Here is an 18,325-nt window from a genome sequence, read left to right as displayed (position 1 = left end):
ATTCAAGTCGGAATGGGGTCACTCCCAGCTTCCGGCTTTTTTTATTTTGAAATTGGCCCATCATGATCGAAACACCCGAAAATGTAATCATTCTTCACCTTTCACCATTCAAGATTGGTTCGCATAACTTAAGAATGAAAATAAACTAGGGCGGGCTGAAAATAAGTCTTCTCATGGGGTGGGGCCATGAATATTCAAATAAACGATATTGTTGGTCGGGTTTCTTATAAATGCGACGTGTTGTTCCGGGTAATTGATATCCGTGATATTGACGGAAGGCGTGAAGCTATTCTTTATGGGGAAGATATACGACTGATTGCAGATGCACCTTTTCAAGATTTAATGATTATTAATGATAATGAAAGAAATGATCGACAAAGGTCGAATGAGGTACTACAAGAACAATCTGACCGCTTATTAACGCAAGATCTAGAGCTGCAACAACAAAAAAACGGCTATCAATCCAGTAATGGCTATCGGTATAGCGGTGAATATTTTCAAATACCAGGGAGGGTGCTCCATGTTGATGGGGATGCATCTTACTTAAGGAAATGCATGGATCTATATCAGAAATTCCGTATTCCGGTCAATGGCATCTTTTGCAATGAAAAGGAAATGCCTCAAAGGATCGGGGGGTTGCTGGATCATTATCGGCCGGACATTCTTGTTGTCACCGGTCATGATGCCTATTCAAAATCAAAAGGACCGATGTCCGATATTAATGCCTACCGTCACTCAAAGGATTTTGTACAGACAGTTAGAGAAGCGAGAAGGAAGGTTTCTCATTTAGACCAACTGATTATTTTTGCCGGGGCTTGTCAGTCGCATTTTGAATCGCTGATCCAAGCGGGGGCAAATTTCGCAAGTTCTCCTTCCCGTGTCAATATACATGCTCTTGATCCGGTATATATCGTCGGAAAGATAAGCTTTACGCCTTTTTCCGATCATATTCATGTATGGGATGTCCTTCGGAATACATTAACGGGAGAGAAGGGGCTGGGGGGAATTGAGACAAAAGGGGTGTTACGGACCGGGTTGCCTTTCAAGCCATTTCAGGAAGAATGAACGAGCTGCATTTTGAAAGAATGCAGCTTGCTTTTGGTAGGGGGGAGAATTCGGATATCCTCACAAAAAAATGGGTTATTTGTGGAGCAATGTTCGTAGGCAATGATTTATTTACGAAAATTCGGCTTAATAAATAATGGAATAGTTCGTTTACATAATTTTTCATTTCCCAGGATATAATAAAATTGTTCGCGATTTTGCCGAATTTCAGATAAAAATATATTGACTACATTTTTAAGTGCTGATATAATTTATTATTTTGTTTGCGTATATTTGTAAATTGTGATATACTTAACTTAGTGAGGTGGACCGAAAATGCCAAAAACTCTAGCTGATATTAAAACTGCACTTGATTCAAACCTGGGTAAAAGATTGCTCTTAAAAGCAAACGGTGGAAGAAGAAAGACTGTAGAACGATTTGGAACTTTGGCGGAAACTTATCCGGCTGTTTTTGTAATTGAGCTCGACCAAGATGAAAATGCGTTTGAAAGAGTATCTTACAGCTATGCGGATGTTTTAACGGAAACCGTAGAACTAACATTTTTAAACAAACAACAAGAGATGTAACTTAGACGAGGCAGCTAACAATTTTGTTTGCTGCTTTTTGTTTTGTATATAATATCCTGTGAGCCCCAATAAAGGCTTAAAAAGGATGTAATGAAATAGCGTATGTTGCAAACACTAGGCATGTGACGGCATGTGAAAGGGGTTGCTTCGCTTGAGCAGGAAAAAAGGGATTATGTCAAATGATCTTAAAGAGGAATTGGCTAAGGAACTTGGATTTTACGATGTTGTCCAGAAAGAAGGCTGGGGAGGAATCCGGGCCAGGGACGCAGGAAACATGGTAAAACTTGCCATCGAAAAAGCACAACGTCAATTGGTGAACAAAGAGTAAAATAAAACACTTAATTGTATCATGCCGTCATGTTGATGGAAGCCGGACTCTTTATACAATGTATAGCTCTATTCATTTTTGCTTACATTGTAGTTAAGGAGTCTGGTTTTTTTATGTATCGGTGAATGCTATATGGATATGTAGCAAGTCTTTTGGGATGCAGGAAGTGGCTGCCCCCCAATGTGCCTACATGTGTCTATTCTCCTCTAAGGGCCAATCTTAGCTTCATTACATTGAAATTACGATGAAAAAACCTTTAGAATATAAACAAATATGATAGAATAGGACAAGAACTTTTAAGAACGTTAAAGTAGGTGGACATATTGAAGCTTATGGAAAAAGCCCCGGCTAAAATCAATTTGGCTTTGGATGTGCTTTTCAAACGGCCTGATGGGTATCATGAGGTGGAAATGATCATGACGACAGTCGACCTTGCCGATAGAATTGAACTAAAGGAAATAACGGGAAATCATATTCAAATTCTATCCCATAATCGATTTGTTCCGGATGATCACCGGAATTTGGCTTATCAAGCTGCATTTATTCTAAAGGAACGTTTTGGAATCAATAAAGGTGTTTCCATAACTATAGAGAAAAATATACCTGTAGCCGCAGGACTTGCTGGTGGCAGCAGTGATGCCGCAGCAACCTTAAGAGGCTTAAATAGACTGTGGAAGCTTGGTCTTTCCATGGATGAACTTGCGGAAATCGGAGCTGAAATTGGCTCTGATGTTTCATTTTGTGTATATGGAGGTACGGCATTGGCAAGAGGGCGCGGGGAAAAGATCACGCATCTTCCTGCACCGCCAAAGTGCTGGGTCATCTTGGCCAAACCGACGATCGGCGTTTCGACTGCCGATATATACAAAAGGCTCCAAACTTCAAAAATGGAGCATCCGGATGTACCTGGAATGATTTCGGCTATTATGGAAAACAATTATCACGATGTATGTGAAGGGTTGGGGAATGTTCTTGAACAAGTGACATTGCAGTTATACCCGGAGGTTGCGAACATTAAAGATCAAATGAAGACATTTGGAGCAGATTCGGTCTTGATGAGCGGAAGCGGTCCGACCGTTTTTGGTTTGGTGGAACATGATTCGCGCATGCAGAGGATTTACAATGGCCTTCGCGGATTCTGTGATCAGGTCTATGCGGTCCGTTTGTTGGGTGATCGAAACAATCTTGAATAGAAACGTACATTAGTGGTATAGTTGCAATATAATATTCGGAATTCACAAAGGGGGTGTCTCAATGAAATTTCGTCGCAGCGAGAGGCTAGTCGATATGACCAATTATTTATTAGAACATCCAGGTGAACTAGTTTCGCTGACTTATTTTGCTGAAAGATATAGTTCGGCAAAGTCCTCGATCAGTGAAGATTTGACCATCATCAAAGATACCTTTGAACAACGCGGAATAGGTTCTTTAACAACCGTTCCAGGTGCGGCTGGCGGAGTGAAATATATTGTTTCCATCAAGGAAGAAGAAGTCAATGCCTTCATTGACGGATTATGCGATACGATCGCTAGTCCCGAAAGGCTACTTCCTGGCGGTTATCTATATATGACAGACATATTAGGGCATCCGCAAACCGTGAATAAGGTTGGAAGGATAATCGCTTCAATGTATGCCAAGAAAAATGTCTCAGTCATCATGACGATGGCAACCAAAGGGATATCATTAGCATACGCCGTGGCAAATTATTTGAATGTTCCAGTTGTCATTGTAAGTAGGAATAATAAAGTAACGGAAGGTTCTACAGTGAGCATCAATTATGTTTCAGGATCTTCAAAGAGGATCCAGACTATGGTACTCTCTAAGAGAAGCTTGGTTGAGGGTTCGAATGTATTGATTGTAGACGATTTCATGAAGGCTGGGGGTACCATTAACGGTATGGTCAGTCTATTGGATGAATTCAAGGCAACAGTTGCCGGAATTGCAGTGCTGGTTGAATCCGAGCATACGGAGGAGTGCCTTGTCGAGGACTATGTTTCATTAATCAAGTTGACGCAGGTGGTCGAAAGAGACAAGAAAATCAATGTAAGCCGTGGGAATTATTTTACGAAAAAGGAATAGGGGGAATGATTTCATGAAAACGATACATACTGATGAAGCACCGGCAGCGATTGGACCATATTCACAAGGCGTGATTGTGGATACGTTATTTTTCAGTTCTGGACAGATCCCGCTTACTGCTTCTGGTGAGATGGTGACTGGGGATGTCAAGGAACAAACACTTCAGGTCTTTAAGAATCTCCAAGCTGTATTGAAAGAAGCTGGGGCTTCATTGGAAACTGTCATTAAGGCTACAGTATTCATTAAAAGTATGGACGATTTCGGTTCGATTAATGAAGTATACGGAGAATATTTTTCTGCTCACAAACCAGCCCGCTCATGTGTAGAGGTTGCTCGCCTTCCTAAAGATGCACTAGTGGAAATAGAAGTGGTAGCGCTCGTTAAATAAACGGGCGTTTTTTTATTTTTCAGGGCATTCGTAATGGGGAATTTTCCTGTATTATATGGGTGATTTTTAATATTTTTAAAAACTAGGCTGAATTTTCTAAAAAAATTACAGATAATAGAAGGAGTTCACGTTTTTTTGTTGAATATGTACTTTAAGTTTTAACAACAACAAAAAGGGATGGTGAGCTTAAATGGAAGTAACTGACGTAAGATTACGCCGTGTGAATACGGATGGTCGTATGAGAGCTATCGCATCAATTACACTGGATAATGAATTTGTGGTTCATGATATTCGTGTGATCGACGGAAACAATGGTTTATTTGTAGCAATGCCAAGTAAACGTACTCCAGATGGAGAATTCCGGGATATCGCTCATCCAATCAATTCCTCGACACGCGGGAAAATTCAAGAAGCTGTCTTGACAGAATATCATCGATTGGGAGAACTTGAAACTGAATTAGAGGAAGCTGGAGCAGGTGCTTCTTAAAATAATCTTACTTTTAAACTTTAAATTTATAATTCGTGCATCTAGAGCCTACTTCATAAGTAGTGCTCTTTTTTATTTATTCAAAAACAGATAAGTTTAGAACTTATCCGCTCATCAATTGTAAAACTTACGGTGTTATCTAAAGTTTAAGTACCCATCCTTTTTATTTTTAAAACCTTTTTGTTCAACCGGAAATTGAAATTCCTGTAAGAGAATCTCTCTAATGAAATGAATGGTAACCTAATCCCGGAATGGGGGTTAACAACGAGTGCAGTGCTGCCAGAAGGCTTGTATATAGGGCATGGCGCGGTCGTGGAAGTGTTTTGGGATAAAGGGGAGGAAAGGATGTTTCTGTACATTGACCGGGCATATATCATTCATTTCATGATCCCAAATAATGCTCCAAGGTCCAATGCTGGCATTTGTAAGCTGTAGGATAACGGGAATTTTTCACCCGATTGGTTGACAATTATATGTACTTTTAATTGTTACCTTGAAAAGAATCACTATTTGAGATAATATTTTTAGTGGATAAAAAGGTGAAAATGGAGGCCTGTTATGAGTAATCGCTATGCAATAATATTGGCCGCTGGGCAAGGTACTAGGATGAAATCTAAGCTTTATAAGGTTTTGCACCCTGTTTGCGGGAAACCAATGGTACAACATGTTATCGATCAAGTCAATCAACTTCAAATAGAAGATATTGTAACAGTCATCGGCCATGGTGCTGAAAAGGTTCAAGATCAACTTGGTGATTCATGCAAGTATGCCTTACAAGAACAGCAATTAGGTACGGCACATGCTGTAATGCAAGCGGAAAGCGTTTTATCCGCAAAAAGTGGCACGACCCTTGTTATTTGCGGTGATACGCCTCTGATTAAAGCGGAAACAATGAAAGAGCTTATAGCTTTGCATGAGCAAAGTCAGGCGAAAGCAACAATCTTAACAGCATATGCAGATAACCCTGCTGGCTATGGAAGGGTCCTTCGCGGTGAAGGCGGGCTTGTAGAAAAAATCGTCGAGCATAAGGATGCTTCGGAAGAAGAAAGATATGTTAAGGAAATAAATACCGGTACATATTGCTTCGACAACCAAGCATTATTCAGCGCGCTGAAAAAGGTTTCGAATGAAAATGTCCAGGGAGAATATTACTTACCGGATGTTATTGAAATCTTAAAAGAAGAAGGCGAAGTGGTGACGGCTTTCCAATCCAGTGAATTCGAGGAGACATTGGGTGTGAATGACCGTGTGGCTTTATCGCAGGCTGAGCAAATTTTACGGAAACGCATCAATGAAAAGCATATGAGGAACGGTGTAACGATCATCGACCCGCTTACAACTTTCATTGAAGCGGATGTGCAAATCGGACAGGATACAGTCATTAACCCTGGGTCATTCATTAAAGGAAAAAGTATCATCGGGCAGGACTGCTTAATTGGCCCGAATACGGAAATCAGTAATTGTGAAATTGGTGATGGAACGGAAGTCCTCCAATCGGTTGTGCACGAAAGCAGTATTGGAAGTTTTGTTAAAATCGGTCCATTCGCACATGTTAGACCTCAATCAGATATTAAGGATTCCGTTAAGATCGGTAATTTTGTCGAAATTAAAAAGACCGTTTTTGGCAAAGGAAGCAAGGCCTCACACTTGAGTTATATTGGTGATGCAGAGGTTGGGGAGAATGTTAATATAGGCTGTGGATCTATTACCGTGAATTACGACGGGAAAAATAAATATTTGACGAAGATTGAAGACAATGTCTTCATAGGCTGCAATTCCAATCTGGTTGCACCTGTGACAGTAGGAGAAGGGGCATATGTAGCTGCTGGTTCAACCATCACGCAAGATGTACCGCAGCAAGCCCTATCCGTTGCCCGGGCTCGTCAAGTTAACAAAGAAGATTATGTCAAGAATTTGAAATTTAATAAATAACCGACGGAGGTCATCATGTCAAATCAGTATTTAGATCCTAATTTAAAAGTATTCTCTTTAAATTCAAACTTCGATTTAGCTCAGGAAATCGCTGCAGCAATCGGTGTTGAACTTGGAAAATGTAGTGTAACAAGTTTCAGTGACGGTGAAGTTCAAATTAATATTGAAGAAAGTATCCGTGGCTGTGATGTATTCGTAATCCAATCAACAAGCCAACCAGTCAATGAAAATTTAATGGAACTTTTAATTATGATCGATGCTCTTAAACGTGCTTCAGCTAAAACGATTAATATTGTAATGCCATATTACGGTTATGCCCGCCAAGATCGTAAAGCGCGTGCGCGTGAACCAATTACAGCTAAACTTGTCGCAAATCTTTTAGAAACGGCTGGTGCCCACCGTGTAATCACATTAGATCTTCACGCACCTCAAATTCAAGGTTTCTTCGATATTCTGATCGATCACCTTGTTGCCGTTCCGATTTTAGCTGATTTCTTCAAGGAAAAAGATTTAAGTGATATCGTCATCGTTTCCCCAGATCATGGTGGTGTAACACGTGCCCGTAAAATGGCCGATCGCCTAAAAGCACCGATCGCCATTATCGATAAGCGCCGCCCAAGACCGAACGTGGCTGAAGTCATGAACATCATTGGTAATATTGAAGGGAAGACAGCAATACTGATTGATGACATCATCGATACTGCAGGAACTATTACATTAGCGGCCAATGCCCTCGTGGAGAATGGTGCTAAAGCAGTGTACGCTTGTTGTACACACCCTGTCCTTTCAGGTCCTGCCATCGAAAGGATTCAAAATTCAACGATCAAGGAATTGGTCGTGACTAACTCGATTGCCCTATCGGAAGATAAGAAAATTGATAAAATCGTTGGTCTTTCTGTAGCACCTTTGATTGCAGAGGCAATCATTCGTGTGCATGAGGAACAATCAGTCAGTACATTATTCGATTGATAACCAAATAAAATGGAACACGGCGGGCCTTTTGGGCTCGCCGTGTTTTCGTTTAAAAGTTTCAGAAAATATTTAATTCTTAGTTGACAGATGAGAATAGTAATAATAAAATAACCATACAAAATACAATTCATCTTCATGGAATGAAAAACTGTACTATGCAAGTGCATACTGGTTAATGCCGATCGGACTACCGAAGGCTCCTTTTCACTTACCATTGAACATTAGGCCACATTTGCCCTATTGTCCAATTGGTGAAGGAAAGGAGCCTTTTATTTTTAGATAAAAAGTTTAAGAAGGGTGTGCAGAATATGAAGAAAAAACGAAAGATATGGCTGTTGTCCATTTTCAGCATCTTCATGCTGATAGTGAGTGCATGCGGGCAGGAAAAGAACAGCTCCACAAGTGCTGACGCAAAAGAATCAGAGAAAACCATCCAAATCGGTTATCAAAAATTCGGGACATTAAATATTTTAAAATCAAAAGGGAATCTGGAAACACGTTTAAAAGAAGTGGGATATACCGTCGATTGGACTGAATTCCCTGCAGGACCTCAGCTGCTTGAAGCCTTGAATGTCGGCAGCATTGATTTTGGGCATACAGGGGAGGCGCCGCCGGTATTTGCACAAGCAGCCAAGGCACCACTTGTCTATATTGCCAATCAACCGGCAAACCCATCAGGAGAGGCTATAGTCGTACAAAAGGATTCACCCATTAAAAATGTGAAAGAGTTAAAGGGAAAGAAGGTTGGCTTGAATAAAGGTTCAAATGTTCATTACCTATTGGTCAAAGCATTAGAGGAAGCAGGTCTTACTCTTGATGACATTCAGCCCGTCTACTTGCCACCGGCTGATGCGAGAGCTGCTTTTGAAGGAAACCAAATCGATGCCTGGGTAATATGGGATCCATTTTTATCAGCGGCGGAATTGGAGCTTGAAACGAAAACGATCCGGGATGGAGAAGGACTGGTTGCTAATCGAGAATTCTTCTTGGCCAATGATTCATTTGCCGGGAATGAAGAGGCGTTGAAGATCATCAAAGAAGAACTGATAAAAGTTGATAAATGGATTGAAGAAAACCCAAGGGATGTCGCTGAGTTTTTATCTCCGGAAATTGGAATGAGTGTGGAGGCATTGGAAAAAACATTAAAAAGAAAAGAATACGGACTTGAGGAGATTTCCAGTACGGTTTTGGATGATCAACAAAATATTGCCGATACATTTTACAATCTTAAATTAATTCCAAGCAAAATTAATGTTCTAGATGCATCTGCAGATGTTAATAAAAATTAAGGGGGAAATAAAATGAAAGTATTTTGGTTTTTGCCATCACATGGGGAAAGTCGCTATTTAGGATCGACAAAGGGAGGGAGAGCGATTACACTTCCTTATTTAAAACAAATTGCACAGGCGGTTGATCATTTGGGATTTGAAGGGGCTTTGCTTCCAACGGGACGATCCTGTGAGGATGCTTGGATCGTGGGTTCTTCATTGATTTCTGCAACGGAAAGAATGAAATTTTTAGTTGCGATTCGTCCGGGTTTAATGTCGCCAACCTTGGCAGCCAGGATGGCCTCGAGCTTCGACCGGCTTTCGAATGGACGTCTCTTGATCAATGTAGTGACTGGAGGGGATCCCGTCGAATTGGCGGGTGATGGCGTATTTCTGAATCATAAGGAACGGTATGGGCAAACAGATGAATTCCTTGATATCTGGAGGAAGGAAATGTCCGGGGGTAAAGTGGACTTCGAAGGGGAGCACCTAAAGGTCGAAGGCGGGGACATCCTGTTGCCACCAGTACAAAAACCATACCCGCCACTCTATTTCGGCGGTTCCTCCGACCCGGCCATCGATATATCAGGAAAGCATATAGATGTGTACTTGACTTGGGGAGAGCCCGTGGTGCAAGTGGCTGAGAAAATTGAAAAGGTGCGTAAAAAGGCGGCAGAATATGGACGTGAGGTCAGATTTGGCATACGGATGCATGTCATTGTAAGAGAAACGGAAGAAGAAGCTTGGCAGGCAGCGGACGAACTCATTAAATATGTGGATGATGAAATGATTGAAAATTCGCAAAAGATTTTTGAACGATTTGATTCAGTGGGTCAGAAGAGGATGTCGCAACTTCATAAAGGAAGCAGGGATTCGCTTGAAATCAGCCCTAACCTATGGGCCGGTGTGGGTCTTGTGCGCGGGGGCGCGGGTACGGCACTAGTCGGGAGTGCAGAAAATGTTGCTGCCAGAATGAAGGAATATGAAGAAATCGGAATAGAATCCTTTGTTTTATCCGGATACCCTCATCTTGAAGAAGCGTACAGAGTTGCGGAATTATTATTCCCTTTACTCCCTGTTGAAAGGCTGCAAGGAACCGTTTCAAAAGCTACGAGCCCATTCGGGGAAATACTGGCTAATGACCACTACCCTACAAAAGGAAGTGAAAATGAAGATGAAGTTAAACAAAAAGTTCAATAAGTTCCACCTCATATCATGGATTGTGCCCATTCTTCTCTTGGTAACTTGGCAGCTGCTGTCCTTGTGGGGGATTCTGTCGGATCGGATATTGCCTGCCCCGACTGATGTGTTTCAAGCGGGTGTTGCTTTACTGGGGACTGGTGAACTTATTGATTATATCGGCATAAGTGCTCAGCGTGCCTTCATCGGCTTTTTAATAGGCGGGATCATTGGTTTTGTACTAGGTTTACTAAATGGATTATCATCCATTGCTGAAACCTTATTCGATACCTCGCTTCAGATGTTGCGTAATATTCCGCATTTAGCTTTAATACCGCTGGTGATTCTATGGTTTGGTATAGAAGAAGAAGCGAAAATCTTCCTTGTCGCTTTAGGGGTTCTATTTCCTATCTATTTAAATACATTTCATGGTGTTAAATCGGTGGATAAGGGATTAATCGAAGCGGCGAGGGTTTATGGGTTGAATGGTTTTTCTTTATTCTGGAATGTGATTCTCCCTGCAGCCTTTCCATCCATTTTGGTGGGTATCCGCTTCTCACTTGGAATCATGTGGGTCACATTAATTGTCGCAGAAACAATATCCGCTAATTCCGGAATTGGATATATGGCTATGAATGCCCGTGAATTCATGAGGATGGATATTGTTGTTCTTAGTATTCTCTTATATGCCTTATTAGGAAAAATATCGGACGTTGCGGCCAAAGTAATTGAAAAAAGATGCTTAAAGTGGCATCCGTCATACCAATGAGGAGGTCATTAACATGAAAAATGGAAATTCGTTGGAGTTGCAGGGTGTAAGAAAGGATTTTGGGGAGTTTAAAGTATTAAAGGGGCTGGACCTGACATTTAAAAAAGGAGAATTCATAGCCATTGTCGGTAAGAGTGGATGTGGAAAGAGCACCTTGCTTCGCCTTGTGGCAGGACTGGAAAAGCCGACGGGCGGGCAGATACTGGTGAATGGAAAACCATTGAATGGATTAAATAAATCATCACGTACGATGTTTCAGGATGGCAGGCTTTTTCCTTGGAAAAAAATCCTTCAAAATATTGGCGTAGGCTTGAAAGGGGATTGGAAGTCAAACGCTATGGAGTTACTGGAGCAAGTGGGCCTTGCAGATCGAGCAAATGATTGGCCGTCCGTTTTATCTGGGGGGCAAAAACAAAGGGTTGCATTAGCGAGGGCATTGGTGAACCAACCTGACATTCTCCTCTTGGATGAGCCGCTAGGGGCATTGGATGCTTTAACGAGGATTGGCATGCAAAGGCTGATTGAAGAACTATGGAGAAAAAGGGATTTTACTGCCTTACTCGTTACACATGATGTTGAAGAAGCCGTAATGCTTGCCGACCGTGTCATATTAATCGAAGAAGGCAAAGTTGTCTTGAATAAGGAAATCAATCTGCCAAGACCACGGAAAAAGGATAGTATGCAATACTCATCACTAGCAGCCCAAATCCTTGACCGAGTGATGCAAGTTGAGGGGAAAATGGAAAAAAAAGCGATTCACGCTTGAATTAGAGAAAAAAGATTTCACAGGGAATTCCTAAGTTTACCATATGTTTATCGCCTTCTTGCTCCCATCGGATTTTACCTTTCATGTTTAATGATTCACCATTTAGGGGAATGTTAAATATAGAGAAACTTGTAATTCATATTTAGGAAGGCGGAGGATGTATGAGTAATATATTAGCTGCAAAAGAACGTACGGATTCAAAACACTCTAATTTAAGGAATTTGAGGGAAAGCGGCGAAATCCCTGCGATAGTATATGGCAATAAAAATGACAGTACGGCCATTTCCGTCAATAATATCGAGCTTCAAAAGACAATCAAGGAAATAGGCCGTAATGGAATCATTTCTTTGGACTTGGAAGGTAAGAGTTACAAAGTCATGCTCTCTGACTATCAAAAGGATCCACTAAAAAACTCCATTTATCATGCAGACTTTTTAATTGTGGATATGTCCGCTCAATTACAGGCACAAGTTCGCATTAACCTTGTCGGTGTTTGTAAAGGTGTGAAAGACGGTGGGGTCCTTCAGCAGTCTCTTCATGAAGTGACGGTCACGGCTAAACCTAATGACATTCCTGACTCCATCGATGTTGACGTTACCGAACTTCAGGTAGGGGATACAATCTACATATCCGATATCCAAACGAATAAGCAAGTTACAATCGGCCACGATGGTGAAGAAGTTGTTGCATCTGTTTTGGCTCCTCGCCAGGAAGAGGAAATAAGTACAGGTGAACAGCAGGACGGCGGTATCCCTGAAAATGAAGAAGGCAGGGAAACCAAGGCATCACCAGAGTCATGATGCCGGGATTAAACAAGTGAATCATGATATAATAGGCGTAGCTCTTAACGAGTTACGTCTTTTCAATCTCTGGGTGCATCCATTTAAATCGGACAGATTTTTTCGTAATGGAATCCTTTAATTTGGATTTTACCTAATTAGTTCTCCGGTCGCTTGCAGTCCAGCTTGAAATTAGGGTACTATTTTTCTAAGGTCAATGATCTTGGAAAAACTTCGTCCCAGTGTAACTCCCTAAATAACCGTAATGACGGAGTGTGAATCATGAAAATTATTGTAGGGTTAGGGAACCCCGGTAAACAATATGAAAAAACCCGGCATAACGTCGGATTTGAAGTAATAGATGAGTTATCCAAGAGATGGTCGATCTCTCTTGATCAAGCAAAACATAAGGGGATATATGGTTCAGGAATGGTAAAGGGAGAAAAAGTTTTATTGCTGAAACCTTTAACCTATATGAATTTGTCAGGAGAATCCATTTCGGCTGTCATGCATTTCTTTAAGGTGGACATCGCGGATGTGGTCATAATATATGATGACCTTGATTTGCCTCCAGGAAAGCTTCGCCTTCGTCAAAAAGGAAGTGCAGGCGGTCATAACGGGATAAAATCTTCAATTGCCCATTTGGGTACACAGGAATTCAATCGAATCAGAATAGGCATTGGCCGCCCGATTGGCCGCATTCCGGTATCTGACTATGTATTAGGGCGTTTTTCGCCTGAAGAATGGGATCATGTCGGGGCAACGATCGAAAAAAGCGCAGCTTCATGTGAAGCCTGGTTGGAAAAACCATTTATACAGGTCATGAACGAATATAACCAATAAGCAGAGAGTAGATATAAGTAAAGAATAATATCTTCCTGTTTCGCTGAATAAAAACCCTCTACTTTTGTACATACTAACACTATTACAAAAATAGGGGGTTACCAAATGGCTCTCCATTATCGATGCCGACATTGCGGAACTAAGCTGGGCTCAATCGAGGCACACTCACTGAGTACGGAGCAGTTAGGTTTTAATCAACTTACCGATGAAGAGCGACAAGAGATGATCGTTTATGATTCTGAAGGGGATATGCATGTAAGGGCGATATGTGAAGATTGCCATGAATCACTGCAAAGAAACCCTGATTTATATGAAAACGATTATATTATTCATTAGCGGGAGAGGGCTTTGGACAAAATCCAAAGCATTTTTCCGTTTGTCTGGAATACCAGGGCACATAAAAGTTTCCGTTAATAAAGAGGATCTTGGTGATGGCCAAGTTCAAATACAGCAAATGGTTTTTCGCACGTTAAAGAGAGGGGGGAAAGAAAATGAATGGATTGCAGAACTTGTTCTCCAAACAAGATGATGTTCATTCGTTAATAGCCGGCATCGATGAAGGGCTTAAGGAGCAAATCGTCTCAGGTCTCACAGGTTCCTCGAGATCGCTATTGCTGGCTTCCGTATATGAAAAAACGAATAGGCCTATTTTATTGGTTACCCATAATTTATTGCAAGCACAAAAATTCCATGAGGACTTATCAAGTTTCATTCCCGAGGAAGAATTATATATATATCCAGCCAATGAATTGATTGCGGCTGATTTGAGTGTTGCCAGCCCGGAATTAAGGGCCCAACGTGTCGAGGCATTGAACTTCTGGGCAGAGGGAAAGAAAGGGATTGTCATTGCCCCGATTCCCGGGGTGCGTCGTGTGCTTCCTCCAAAGGATATTTGGAAGAGGCATCAGCTAGCGTTTAATCTAGGGGAAGACATCGAGCTTGAACCAACGCTTAATAAATTCATTGCCATGGGTTATAACCGGTCTGAAATGGTTGCTTCTCCAGGTGAATTCAGTATCAGGGGCGGTATCATCGATATTTACCCGATCACCGAACCTAATCCAATACGAATTGAATTATTCGATACCGAAATAGATTCAATAAGGACTTTTTCAAGTGAAGATCAGCGATCCATCGAGAAACTCAAGAAAGTGACGATCGGTCCCGTCAGTGAGGCTTTGCTAGAGACGGAGCATATCGAAAGAATCATAACTAGGCTCGAGAGCGGATTAAGTAAAAGCTTGAAGAAACTTAAGGACGAGAAAACCAAGGAACAGCTGGTCCAAACGATCAGTTATGAACTTGAACAGCTGAAAATGGGGAATATACCCGACAAAATCTTTAAATACTTAAGTTTAGCGTATGAAGATCCAGCTAGTTTAATAGATTATTTACCGGTAAACGGTTTGGTTTTCTTAGATGAAATCAGTAGAATCCAGGAAATCAATGATTCTTTGGAAAAAGAAGAGGCTGGTTGGTACACGGACCTTTTAAGTCAGGGACAAATCATCCATGACATTAAATTGGCTCATCCCATGCAGGAATTAATAATGAAATCCAGCAGGCCGTTTGTATACCTTTCATTGTTTTTACGGCATGTACCGCATACGAATCCTCAGAATATCCTGAATTTTGCCAGTAAACAAATGCAAAATTTCCATGGACAGATGAATGTGTTCAAGGCTGAACTGGAACGTTGGAAAAAAGGGAAATATACAGTCGTCATACTTGGACAGGATGAAGAACGGGTAAAAAAGCTGCATTCGGTTTTAGCCGACTATGATATAGAGGCCGCAGAACTGTTTAATGCTGACAGCATCCTTCCAGGTAAAGTACAGATTTTACGCGGCAGTCTGAATAGCGGCTTTGAATTGCCTATGCAAAAATTCAGTATCATTACGGAAACGGAATTGTTCAATAAGAAGTCAAAGAAATCGGTACGGAGACAGAAACTATCGAATGCAGAGCGAATCAAGAGTTATTCCGAACTGAAGATCGGTGACTATGTCGTTCATGTTAACCACGGTATCGGTAAATACTTGGGTATTGAAACCCTTACAATAAATGGGGTCCATAAAGATTACCTGAATATTCGTTATCAAGCGGATGACAAATTGTATGTTCCTGTCGACCAAATTGATCTTGTCCAAAAATATGTCGGTTCTGAAGGAAAAGAGCCGAAGCTTTATAAGCTGGGCGGAACGGAATGGAAACGTGTCAAAAGCAAGGTTCAATCATCCGTTGAGAACATTGCCGATGATTTAATCAAGTTATACGCAGAAAGAGAAGCGGCAAAGGGGTATGCCTTTTCACCTGATGGTGATATGCAGAGGGAATTCGAAACATCATTCGCTTATAACGAAACGGAAGATCAATTACGTTCCATAGTCGAAATCAAAAAGGATATGGAACGGGAACGGCCGATGGATCGTTTATTATGCGGCGATGTTGGTTATGGGAAGACAGAGGTGGCGATCCGGGCCGCTTTTAAAGCCATAATGGATGGGAAGCAGGTTGCGTTTCTAGTTCCGACCACAATCCTCGCCCAGCAGCATTATGAAACATTAAGGGAGCGTTTTCAGGATTATCCGATTTCGATTGGCCATATGAGCCGCTTCCGGACTAAAAAGCAGCAAACGGAGACGATAAAAGGATTGAAGGCCGGCACGGTGGATATTGTGGTGGGCACGCATAGGATTTTATCCAAAGATATCGTGTACCGCGATTTGGGATTGCTCATCATTGATGAAGAACAGCGCTTTGGCGTTACACATAAGGAAAAGATCAAACGGTTAAAAACTAATGTGGATGTACTGACTTTGACTGCGACACCGATTCCGAGGACCCTTCATATGTCGATGTTGGGCGTGAGGGATCTGTCCGTCATCGAAACTCCGCCTGAAAACCGGTTTCCGATCCAAACTTATGTCATGGAGTATAATGGCTCATTGGTAACGGAAGCGATAGAACGGGAATTGGCCAGGGGCGGTCAGGTTTATTTCCTTTACAATCGGGTAGAGGATATAGCAAGAAAAGCAGAAGAAATTTCCATGCTTGTGCCCGATGCCCGTGTTACCTATGCTCATGGGCAAATGACAGAGCAAGAACTGGAAGCCGTCATGTTCGGCTTTTTGGAAGGCGAATATGATGTTTTGGTAAGTACAACCATTATAGAGACGGGTGTTGATATCCCGAATGTCAATACGCTTATCGTGAATGAAGCGGATAGAATGGGACTTTCACAGCTCTATCAGCTGCGTGGCCGTGTAGGTCGATCCAATCGGGTGGCATATGCATTCTTCACTTATAGGAAAGATAAAGTGTTGACGGAAGTGGCAGAAAAGCGTCTTCAATCCATTAAGGAATTTACAGAATTGGGTTCAGGTTTCAAAATTGCGATGCGTGATTTATCCATCAGGGGAGCTGGAAACATTTTAGGGGCTCAACAACATGGCTTCATCGATTCGGTCGGTTTTGATCTGTATTCACAAATGCTGAAAGAAGCGGTGGATGCGAAACGCAATGACCAACCAGCCGAAGAGAAGAACACACTGGAAATTGACGTCGAAGTGGACGCTTATATCCCTGATGCCTACATAATGGATGGACATCAGAAGATAGAAATGTATAAAAGGTTCAGAGGTATCGCTTCACTTGAAGAAGTGGAAGAATTACAGGATGAAATGATCGATCGTTTCGGAGAGTATCCAGAAGAGGTTTCCTATTTATTCATGATTGCCGAAATGAAGGTATATGCTGAAAAGGCCGGAATTGAAAGCATTAAACAATTAAAGCAGGAAATCAGCATTCTCCTTAGGGAAAAGGTCAGCAGCGATGTGGATGGACAAAAAGTGTTCGAGCTGGGATCGAAGTATGGCCGTATGGTGGGCTTCGGCATGGACGGCAATCGAATGAAGCTGGTCCTGCACATAAAAGGCGTGGAACAAAGCAAATGGCTCAATATCTTATTTGAGATGGCCAAGGGTTTACCGTATGTAAAAAAAGAGACGCAAGCCACTAAAAACTAAAATTGATGATAATCCTCTTGAAGAAATTTTTTTAGGTACCATGGTAAAAAGATGCAACAAAAAGAAAAATTTTTTCAAAGTGCATAGAACTTACCATTAGAAAAATACTAAGTACAATAGCTGGTGATGATTTTGCTACAAAATGAGGATTTATCAAATCAATTAGATGAAAGTGAGGCAACATTAGATGAAAGCAACTGGTATCGTTCGCCGAATTGATGATTTAGGAAGAGTCGTCATCCCGAAGGAAATTCGCAGGACACTCCGTATTCGTGAAGGAGATCCACTGGAAATATTTGTGGATAGAGATGGTGAAGTCATCCTAAAGAAATACTCTCCAATTAGTGAATTAGGCGATTTTGCAAGGGAATATGCAGAAGCACTATATGATAGCCTTGGAAACCCAGTTATGATTTGTGACAGGGATACTTACATTGCGGTGGCAGGCGGCTCCAAAAAAGAATACTTAAACAAAAGTGTTAGTGACCTAGTGGAAAAGATAATGGAAGAAAGAAATCCTGTTTTGGAGTCCCCGAACGGACAAGTCTCATTCGTTGATTCCAATGATGAAGAGGTCCAATCTTATACGGCAGCTCCAATCATTGCGAGTGGCGACCCCATTGGTGCCGTCTTGATTTTCTCTAAAGACAGCACCATTGGTGAAGTGGAACAGAAATCGGTTGAAACAGCAGCAAGCTTCCTAGCTAGACAAATGGAACAGTAACCTTGGACATGCATTTATATCTTAAAAGATGGAAAGGGCAGCATTCGCGCTGTCCTTTTTGCTCTTTCTAAAAGGTTAACCGGATGGGGCGGACATAAAGAGGGGGAAGATATTTTTCAAGGTGAATATGGAAAATGATTTACAGTATTGC

At 41.5% G+C, this 18,325-nt stretch carries 19 protein-coding genes; all 19 read left to right on the top strand.

Annotation, left to right across the window (positions count from 1 at the left end):
- Window positions 1–186 precede the first annotated feature (186 nt).
- On the top strand, window positions 187–1,065 hold the full coding sequence (gene yabG, locus J7I90_RS25150; RefSeq protein WP_214774366.1) for a sporulation peptidase YabG: 879 nt from the start codon (window positions 187–189) through the stop codon (window positions 1,063–1,065).
- 315 nt (window positions 1,066–1,380) lie between these two features.
- A complete protein-coding gene (gene veg, locus J7I90_RS25145) occupies window positions 1,381–1,632 on the top strand; it encodes a biofilm formation stimulator Veg (protein WP_034316343.1) in 252 nt (83 codons plus the stop codon).
- A 151-nt stretch (window positions 1,633–1,783) separates the two neighbouring features.
- Window positions 1,784–1,960, top strand: a complete 177-nt coding sequence (locus J7I90_RS25140) for a small, acid-soluble spore protein, alpha/beta type (RefSeq protein ID WP_034316340.1) — start codon at window positions 1,784–1,786, stop codon at window positions 1,958–1,960.
- Window positions 1,961–2,283: 323 nt separating this feature from the next.
- Complete coding sequence (ispE, locus tag J7I90_RS25135) at window positions 2,284–3,153, top strand: 4-(cytidine 5'-diphospho)-2-C-methyl-D-erythritol kinase (RefSeq protein WP_034316338.1); 870 nt, start codon at window positions 2,284–2,286, stop codon at window positions 3,151–3,153.
- A gap of 61 nt (window positions 3,154–3,214) precedes the next feature.
- Entirely contained in the window at window positions 3,215–4,039 is an 825-nt protein-coding gene (purR, locus tag J7I90_RS25130) for a pur operon repressor (RefSeq protein WP_214774364.1), read from the top strand.
- 13 nt (window positions 4,040–4,052) lie between these two features.
- On the top strand, window positions 4,053–4,427 hold the full coding sequence (locus tag J7I90_RS25125; RefSeq protein WP_214774362.1) for a RidA family protein: 375 nt from the start codon (window positions 4,053–4,055) through the stop codon (window positions 4,425–4,427).
- Window positions 4,428–4,617: 190 nt separating this feature from the next.
- The gene (gene spoVG, locus J7I90_RS25120) at window positions 4,618–4,914 is read left to right on the top strand and encodes a septation regulator SpoVG (RefSeq protein WP_034316332.1); all 297 of its coding nucleotides are present in this window, start codon (window positions 4,618–4,620) and stop codon (window positions 4,912–4,914) included.
- 228 nt (window positions 4,915–5,142) lie between these two features.
- Window positions 5,143–5,349: a hypothetical protein gene (locus tag J7I90_RS25115; RefSeq protein ID WP_214774360.1), complete on the top strand. Its 207-nt coding sequence runs from the start codon at window positions 5,143–5,145 to the stop codon at window positions 5,347–5,349.
- Between the two features lie 123 nt (window positions 5,350–5,472).
- On the top strand, window positions 5,473–6,846 hold the full coding sequence (gene glmU, locus J7I90_RS25110) for a bifunctional UDP-N-acetylglucosamine diphosphorylase/glucosamine-1-phosphate N-acetyltransferase GlmU (RefSeq protein WP_214774358.1): 1,374 nt from the start codon (window positions 5,473–5,475) through the stop codon (window positions 6,844–6,846).
- A 15-nt stretch (window positions 6,847–6,861) separates the two neighbouring features.
- Complete coding sequence (locus J7I90_RS25105) at window positions 6,862–7,815, top strand: ribose-phosphate diphosphokinase (protein WP_034316329.1); 954 nt, start codon at window positions 6,862–6,864, stop codon at window positions 7,813–7,815.
- Between the two features lie 311 nt (window positions 7,816–8,126).
- Window positions 8,127–9,107 carry a sulfonate ABC transporter substrate-binding protein gene (locus J7I90_RS25100; RefSeq protein ID WP_214774356.1) on the top strand — a complete coding sequence of 327 codons (981 nt, stop codon included), beginning with the start codon at window positions 8,127–8,129 and terminating at the stop codon, window positions 9,105–9,107.
- 12 nt (window positions 9,108–9,119) lie between these two features.
- A complete protein-coding gene (gene ssuD / locus J7I90_RS25095; RefSeq protein ID WP_214774354.1) occupies window positions 9,120–10,286 on the top strand; it encodes an FMNH2-dependent alkanesulfonate monooxygenase in 1,167 nt (388 codons plus the stop codon).
- The gene (gene ssuC, locus J7I90_RS25090; RefSeq protein ID WP_214774395.1) at window positions 10,261–11,034 is read left to right on the top strand and encodes an aliphatic sulfonate ABC transporter permease SsuC; all 774 of its coding nucleotides are present in this window, start codon (window positions 10,261–10,263) and stop codon (window positions 11,032–11,034) included. The genes ssuD and ssuC overlap by 26 nt, the downstream gene beginning before the upstream one ends.
- Before the next feature lie 13 nt (window positions 11,035–11,047).
- The gene (locus J7I90_RS25085) at window positions 11,048–11,800 is read left to right on the top strand and encodes an ATP-binding cassette domain-containing protein (RefSeq protein WP_214774352.1); all 753 of its coding nucleotides are present in this window, start codon (window positions 11,048–11,050) and stop codon (window positions 11,798–11,800) included.
- Between the two features lie 161 nt (window positions 11,801–11,961).
- Window positions 11,962–12,600, top strand: coding sequence for a 50S ribosomal protein L25/general stress protein Ctc (locus J7I90_RS25080; RefSeq protein ID WP_034316323.1), 639 nt, complete (start codon window positions 11,962–11,964; stop codon window positions 12,598–12,600).
- Between the two features lie 261 nt (window positions 12,601–12,861).
- The gene (gene pth, locus J7I90_RS25075) at window positions 12,862–13,422 is read left to right on the top strand and encodes an aminoacyl-tRNA hydrolase (protein WP_095394532.1); all 561 of its coding nucleotides are present in this window, start codon (window positions 12,862–12,864) and stop codon (window positions 13,420–13,422) included.
- 105 nt (window positions 13,423–13,527) lie between these two features.
- Window positions 13,528–13,758 (top strand): anti-sigma-F factor Fin, encoded by a 231-nt coding sequence (fin, locus tag J7I90_RS25070; RefSeq protein ID WP_034316319.1) that lies wholly within the window; start codon window positions 13,528–13,530, stop codon window positions 13,756–13,758.
- Between the two features lie 155 nt (window positions 13,759–13,913).
- On the top strand, window positions 13,914–17,450 hold the full coding sequence (mfd, locus tag J7I90_RS25065; RefSeq protein WP_214774350.1) for a transcription-repair coupling factor: 3,537 nt from the start codon (window positions 13,914–13,916) through the stop codon (window positions 17,448–17,450).
- Between the two features lie 187 nt (window positions 17,451–17,637).
- Window positions 17,638–18,174: a stage V sporulation protein T gene (spoVT, locus tag J7I90_RS25060; protein ID WP_034316314.1), complete on the top strand. Its 537-nt coding sequence runs from the start codon at window positions 17,638–17,640 to the stop codon at window positions 18,172–18,174.
- Window positions 18,175–18,325: the final 151 nt, after the last annotated feature.

The sequence above is a fragment of the Bacillus sp. ISL-57 genome (assembly GCF_018613135.1).
GTDB classification, from domain to species: Bacteria; Bacillota; Bacilli; order Bacillales; family DSM-1321; genus Peribacillus; species Peribacillus frigoritolerans.
This window is presented reverse-complemented; position numbering and strand designations above follow the sequence as displayed.

What these genes read in the sequence shown, in the direction of transcription:
- yabG (WP_214774366.1), top strand. Translation starts at nt 187, where the DNA reads ATGAATATTCAAATAAACGATATTGTTGGTCGGGTTTCTTATAAATGC.
- veg (WP_034316343.1), top strand. Translation starts at nt 1,381, where the DNA reads ATGCCAAAAACTCTAGCTGATATTAAAACTGCACTTGATTCAAACCTG.
- purR (WP_214774364.1), top strand. Translation starts at nt 3,215, where the DNA reads ATGAAATTTCGTCGCAGCGAGAGGCTAGTCGATATGACCAATTATTTA.
- J7I90_RS25125 (WP_214774362.1), top strand. Translation starts at nt 4,053, where the DNA reads ATGAAAACGATACATACTGATGAAGCACCGGCAGCGATTGGACCATAT.
- spoVG (WP_034316332.1), top strand. Translation starts at nt 4,618, where the DNA reads ATGGAAGTAACTGACGTAAGATTACGCCGTGTGAATACGGATGGTCGT.
- J7I90_RS25115 (WP_214774360.1), top strand. Translation starts at nt 5,143, where the DNA reads ATGAATGGTAACCTAATCCCGGAATGGGGGTTAACAACGAGTGCAGTG.
- glmU (WP_214774358.1), top strand. Translation starts at nt 5,473, where the DNA reads ATGAGTAATCGCTATGCAATAATATTGGCCGCTGGGCAAGGTACTAGG.
- J7I90_RS25105 (WP_034316329.1), top strand. Translation starts at nt 6,862, where the DNA reads ATGTCAAATCAGTATTTAGATCCTAATTTAAAAGTATTCTCTTTAAAT.
- J7I90_RS25100 (WP_214774356.1), top strand. Translation starts at nt 8,127, where the DNA reads ATGAAGAAAAAACGAAAGATATGGCTGTTGTCCATTTTCAGCATCTTC.
- ssuD (WP_214774354.1), top strand. Translation starts at nt 9,120, where the DNA reads ATGAAAGTATTTTGGTTTTTGCCATCACATGGGGAAAGTCGCTATTTA.
- ssuC (WP_214774395.1), top strand. Translation starts at nt 10,261, where the DNA reads ATGAAGTTAAACAAAAAGTTCAATAAGTTCCACCTCATATCATGGATT.
- J7I90_RS25085 (WP_214774352.1), top strand. Translation starts at nt 11,048, where the DNA reads ATGAAAAATGGAAATTCGTTGGAGTTGCAGGGTGTAAGAAAGGATTTT.
- J7I90_RS25080 (WP_034316323.1), top strand. Translation starts at nt 11,962, where the DNA reads ATGAGTAATATATTAGCTGCAAAAGAACGTACGGATTCAAAACACTCT.
- pth (WP_095394532.1), top strand. Translation starts at nt 12,862, where the DNA reads ATGAAAATTATTGTAGGGTTAGGGAACCCCGGTAAACAATATGAAAAA.
- fin (WP_034316319.1), top strand. Translation starts at nt 13,528, where the DNA reads ATGGCTCTCCATTATCGATGCCGACATTGCGGAACTAAGCTGGGCTCA.
- mfd (WP_214774350.1), top strand. Translation starts at nt 13,914, where the DNA reads ATGAATGGATTGCAGAACTTGTTCTCCAAACAAGATGATGTTCATTCG.
- spoVT (WP_034316314.1), top strand. Translation starts at nt 17,638, where the DNA reads ATGAAAGCAACTGGTATCGTTCGCCGAATTGATGATTTAGGAAGAGTC.